This window comes from Hyphomonas sp. (genome assembly GCF_037969335.1).
Taxonomy (GTDB): Bacteria; Pseudomonadota; Alphaproteobacteria; order Caulobacterales; family Hyphomonadaceae; genus Hyphomonas.
Map to the genome: position 1 here is coordinate 1 of NZ_JBBKXE010000123.1, position 5,052 is coordinate 5,052.

Below are 5,052 nucleotides of genomic sequence, written 5' to 3' on the forward strand. Positions count from 1 at the left end.
TCGCGGGCATAGACAGGGGCGGGCGGGTGGCTCGCCGGATCAAAGCCCGGGGCCTTGAGCGCCGCCGTGATGGCCGAGGGCTGCATCGGGCGCGTATCGATCTGTTCGGCAGTCTCGCCCAATGCGTCTTCGCCATCGATGAAGACGGGCACGGTAAATCCGGCCAGCATGGCTTTCAGGTCGGTCAGGTTGATTTCCACTGGCGGGGCAATGCCGGCATCGCCTTCCAGCCCCTGCACCCACCAGGTCTGGTCAGGCGGACGCTTCTGCGCCAGCAGGGCACCGAGGCTATTGCCTTCCATGCCGGCGGGAATGGCGGCTTCCAGGCTGGTGACGCCGATGCATGTGGCGCCGGTCACCAGGCTGAGGCCGCGCGCATAGGCGACCCCGATCCGGATGCCGGTGAAACTGCCGGGGCCGGTGACGACCGCGATCCGGTCAATGTCTCCGAGTGTGACGCCGGCGTCCGCCAGCACCCCTTCGACAAAGCCGGGCAGCTGCCTGTCCTGTCCGCGCGCCATGGTCTCCCGCGCGTCAGCGAGTATTTCGCCATCGCGGACCACTGCCGCTTCCAGGGCAGCTGAGGCTGTATTGAGGGCGAGGACCAGCATCCCGGGCGTGACTTCAGAGAATCCGGCAGGCTTCGTCGAAGTCCAGGCGCGGGCTGCGGTCAAACAGTTTGGTCTTGTCGCCATGGCCGATATTGCAGATGAAATTGGCGCGCCAGTGATTCATCTCGCCATCCTGGCTCTGGAAGAACTCGGCATTGACGCCGTCGGCGTCGAAGCCGGACATCGGGCCGCAATCGAGCCCGAGCGAGCGCGCCGCGATCATCAGGTACGCGCCCTGCAGCGACCCGTTGCGGAAGGCCGTCTCGTCGCGATTGCTGTTGAACCAGTCCTTTGCGCCCGGCGCATGCGGAAACAACGCCGGGATCTTCTCCTGGAAGTGCTGGTCGTAAGCGATGATACAGGTCCATGGCGCGGTCAGTGTCTTGTCGTGATTGCCGGCAGACATATGCGGCGCAAGACGCTTCTTGCCTTCGTCCGTGGTCACCCAAACAAACCGGGCCGGCGAGCAATTGGCGCTGGACGGCCCCATCTTGGCGAGGTCGTAGACAGCGCGCACGAGCACTTCCGGCACCGACTTGTCGGTGAACCCATTGTGGCTGCGCGCGTCGCGGAAGATGACATCAAGGGCGTGGTCGTTGACCGGGTGGGCCATGGGCATCGTTTCCTTTTGTGATTTGTATTCCGGTAGGTCCCTAGAGGACCGCTTCAACCGCCGTCACTTCAGGAACGTAGGTTTTCAGCATGTTCTCGATGCCCTGCTTGAGCGTCATTGTCGAGGAGGGGCAACCGGCACAGGCACCGCGCATCGACAGGTGGACAATGCCGGTTTCCGGCTCGAAACGATGGAAGATGATATCGCCGCCATCCTGGGCCACAGCCGGGCGGACACGGGTCTCGATAAGTTCCTTGATTACCGCCACGATCTCGGCGGTTTCGCCCTCGTAGACCGTGCCGTCATCGTCAGCGTCGCCGGACGCGACAGCGCCATCTTCGACCACTGGCAACCCGGCCATGAAATGGTCCATGATCGCAGCCAGAACCATCGGCTTCACATGTTTCCAGTCGCGGGCGGCATCCTTGCTGATCGAGACAAAATCACTGCCGAGGAAGACGCGCTCGACCCCATCGACCTGGAACAGGGCGCGGGCGAGCAGGCTCATCCTTGCGCTGCCAATATCCGGGAAATCAAATGGGCCGAGGTCACCTGCGACGGGCTGGCCGGGCAGGAATTTGACGGTATCCGGGTTCGGGGTCGGTTCGGTCTGGATGAACATGGGCGTCTGAACCCCTCTCACATGGTTGTTTCCATGTTGAGATGGCCCGAAGACGCTGTGTGTTCAAGGGCAAAGCGACGTTCAGGGTGCGGTGGCAACCAGATCGGGGTCAAGCGAGGCGACCGATTCAAGGTCTTCGCCGGGTACGGCGTCGAGGGCATCGGCAAGTGCCAGCGACGCGCGTTTGGCCTCAGCGAGGAAGAATCCCATGCTGGCCAGGTGATTGGCCATCAGCAGGCCGTCGCCGGGCTGGTTCGATACGATCAGTGGCTTCATGCGTGCGGCGCGGCCCCAGGCGTCCTTCGCCCGGGTCATCGCGGCCTGGACATCCGGCGTGCGGCCGAGGCGGGGCTCGGACCGTTCCGTGGCCATCAGCATCTCGCGGGCGACGTGGGCCCGGGCCTTGGCGCCATAGAAGGCGATGATGTCGGTTCGGCTGGCAGGCCACTCGACGACGTCGCGGTTGATCTGGGTCGAGAGGTCCGTGAGGTCGGTTTCAGCCCAGCCGGCGAATTGGCGGGATTCTGCCTTGAGCAGCTCCATCGGGTCAGGCTGAATAGCCAGTCCGCGGGCGGCGCGTGTATCGAAGCGATTGAGCGCTTCGGCCGCCGAGGTCAGGCGCGGGCGCATATCGTCGCCGGGCATCCCGTGCAGCAGGCGGGCCGCGGCAGTGAGGTCGGCGTCGGGTTCACCATTGACGGGACTCATCACGGCGAGAAGGCGGGTGTGTTCGGCCAGCGCGTCGGCTGTGGCTTTCTGCCAGGCGGGCATCGCGGTCAGGCGCGCCTGCGGGTGCCAGCTGGCACGGTCGCCGGCCCAGCCGGTGCCTTCCAGTTCGCGGGCAATCTTGTTGATGGCAACGCCCGCTTCCGGCGAGGCCCAGTTCTGGCTCGTGGCGAGGAGTACATCGCTGTCATCGATCCGGTGCGACATCACGGTCATCACCGGATTGGCGAGTACCGCGCCAACGACGACGCCGACTTTCAACATCAGGATGGAGCGGCGCCACCAGCGCTGGAAAAACAGCATGATCGGACTAGGTTCGGCATAGTCGAAAGTCACAAGATGATCGGTACCGATCCGGGTCACGACTGGCCCTTCCTCCTGGTAGGCCGCAGGCAAGCGACTATCAAATGCCATCCACTCTACTTTCGAACGCTGGAACTGTTGCTATTACGACACTATGCGGGGATTTCCGTGTCATTAACAGTCCCTTAACCGTTAAATCTCCGCAACCCTGATTTTCATGTGCAAGAGCCCTGCCAAAGCCCCTTGTCAGGCCTTGGTTTTTTCGCGCGCGGCATGCTCGAAAAAATAACAGTCAGTCGCCTTGGCCGATAATTTCTGCTTGCGTCACCAACAATTGTTCCCTGCCCTGACCATTGCTGAACGTCAGCACGAGGTCGACTTCGTCGCCAATGGCAACATTCGGCTTCAGACCGAAGAACATGAGGTGGTTTCCGCCGCGTTCGAGCACGAGCGGGGTTTTCTCGGTCACCGGCAGCGATTCCAGCTGGCGCATGCGCATCATGCCGCCCTCCATCGTCATGGTGTGGATTTCCACGCTCTCGGCGATGTCCGACGAGACTGCGATCAGAGATTCGTCGGCGCCCTTGACCGTGATGACCATGCCGCCGCTTGCGATGTCGCGTCCTTCGGCGGGCTTCACGATATAGGCGTCGGAAATTTCCAGTACGTTCGCGCCCTCGGGAATGGGTTTGGAGCAGGCGGCGACCAGGCCGAGCCCCAGCAGCGCGGCTGCGAGAGGAGATAGTTTCATCGTGCGTCCTTTCGGGTGAATCACTTCAGGCATCAACCTAAGGGCATTGGCTGATGCGTAAAAGGTGACACGCCGTCGCCAACTGCATTCAGGCCTGCCAGAACCCGATGATGCGGCGCACGTCATTCATGACCGGCGCCGCAATCGCGCGGGCCCGGTCAACGCCGGACGCAAGCGCGCGGTCAATCTCCGCCGGGTCGGCGAGAATCTCGCGATAGCGGGCGGTGATCGGCGACAGGTGGGCTACGGTGACGTCGACCAGTGCTGGCTTGAACACGCCAAAGCCCTGTCCGCCAAACTGGCTGAGAACAGAGTCGACCGTCTCACCCGAAAGCGCACTGTAGATACCGACAAGGTTCTCGACTTCCGGACGGCCCTTCAGGCCTTCCGCGTCGCTCGGCATGTCGCCCAGCAGGTCGGTCTTGGCCTTCTTGATCTTCCTGGAAATGTCTTCTGCCGTATCGACCAGGTTGATGCGTGACAGCTCCGATGGGTCGGATTTCGACATCTTCTTCGTGCCGTCCTTCAGGCTCATGATGCGCGCACCAGGTCCCTGGATCAGCGGTTCGGGCACCGGGAAGAAGTCCGGCACGTCATAATCCCGGTTGAATCGCTCGGCGATGTCGCGGGCCAGCTCGAGGTGCTGTTTCTGGTCATCGCCCACAGGCACATGCGTGGCCTTGTACAGGAGAATGTCTGCCGCCATCAGGACGGGATAGGTAAACAGGCCCACCGAGGCGCGCTCGGCATCCTTGCCGGCCTTGTCCTTGAACTGGGTCATCCGCTCGACCCAGCCCATGCGGGCCACGCAGTTGAACACCCAAGCCAGTTCGGCATGTTCCGGCACCGCTGATTGCGGAAATATCACGGACTTGTCCGGATCAATACCGCAGGCCAGGAAAGCAGCAGCGATCTGGCGCGTCTGGTCCAGCAGGTCGCGTGGGGCGACCGGCATGGTCAACGCATGCATGTTCACCACGGAGTAGATGCCTTCGCTTCCTGCTTCCTGCAGGTCGACGAATTTTTTCAGGGCGCCAAGATAGTTGCCAAGGTGCAGGTTCCCTGTCGGCTGGATGCCGGAGAAAACGCGTTCGGGGCCGGTATAGGTGGGGGTCTTATCAGTCATGGGCAGGGCCAATAGCGTGTTTGGTCAGCGCCGCATAGTGCGGCGAATGTCGCTGATCCGCACCGCGCCGGTGACAATTGCCGCCAGCGCATAGGTCACGCCGCCGACGAGGACGATGGCAACGGCAGTCAGGGCCTTGCTGTGATAGAGATACGCCTTGATCGGTTCGAGATTGTGCATCATCAGCCAGACCACGACCGACATGATCGCCGTCGCGAGCATGGCCCGCACGAGCCCGGAAGCCAGCCGGGGTCCGGGCCGGTACCAGTCGCGGCGGATCAGGGTCGTCCACAGCAGCGC

The 5,052-nt window shown here is 62.6% G+C and carries 6 protein-coding genes and 1 pseudogene; all 7 read right to left on the reverse strand.

The features are described 5' to 3' along the window. On the reverse strand, positions 1 to 674 hold a 674-nt coding region (gene tsaB / locus AADA04_RS09120; RefSeq protein WP_340692948.1), incomplete at its 3' end, for a tRNA (adenosine(37)-N6)-threonylcarbamoyltransferase complex dimerization subunit type 1 TsaB. Next, a complete protein-coding gene (locus AADA04_RS09125) occupies positions 625 to 1,224 on the reverse strand; it encodes a malonic semialdehyde reductase (RefSeq protein ID WP_340692949.1) in 600 nt (199 codons plus the stop codon). The genes tsaB and AADA04_RS09125, both read right to left, overlap by 50 nt. Before the next feature lie 40 nt (positions 1,225 to 1,264). Continuing rightward, on the reverse strand, positions 1,265 to 1,846 hold the full coding sequence (locus AADA04_RS09130) for a NifU family protein (RefSeq protein WP_340692950.1): 582 nt from the start codon (positions 1,844 to 1,846) through the stop codon (positions 1,265 to 1,267). Positions 1,847 to 1,927: 81 nt separating this feature from the next. Continuing rightward, on the reverse strand, positions 1,928 to 2,986 hold the full coding sequence (locus tag AADA04_RS09135; protein ID WP_340692951.1) for a hypothetical protein: 1,059 nt from the start codon (positions 2,984 to 2,986) through the stop codon (positions 1,928 to 1,930). Between the two features lie 181 nt (positions 2,987 to 3,167). Next, a complete protein-coding gene (locus tag AADA04_RS09140) occupies positions 3,168 to 3,626 on the reverse strand; it encodes a copper chaperone PCu(A)C (RefSeq protein WP_340692952.1) in 459 nt (152 codons plus the stop codon). Between the two features lie 88 nt (positions 3,627 to 3,714). Continuing rightward, on the reverse strand, positions 3,715 to 4,752 hold the full coding sequence (gene trpS, locus AADA04_RS09145; protein ID WP_340692953.1) for a tryptophan--tRNA ligase: 1,038 nt from the start codon (positions 4,750 to 4,752) through the stop codon (positions 3,715 to 3,717). A 24-nt stretch (positions 4,753 to 4,776) separates the two neighbouring features. After that, a pseudogene (locus tag AADA04_RS09150) lies at positions 4,777 to 5,052 on the reverse strand (murein biosynthesis integral membrane protein MurJ); the annotation flags it as partial.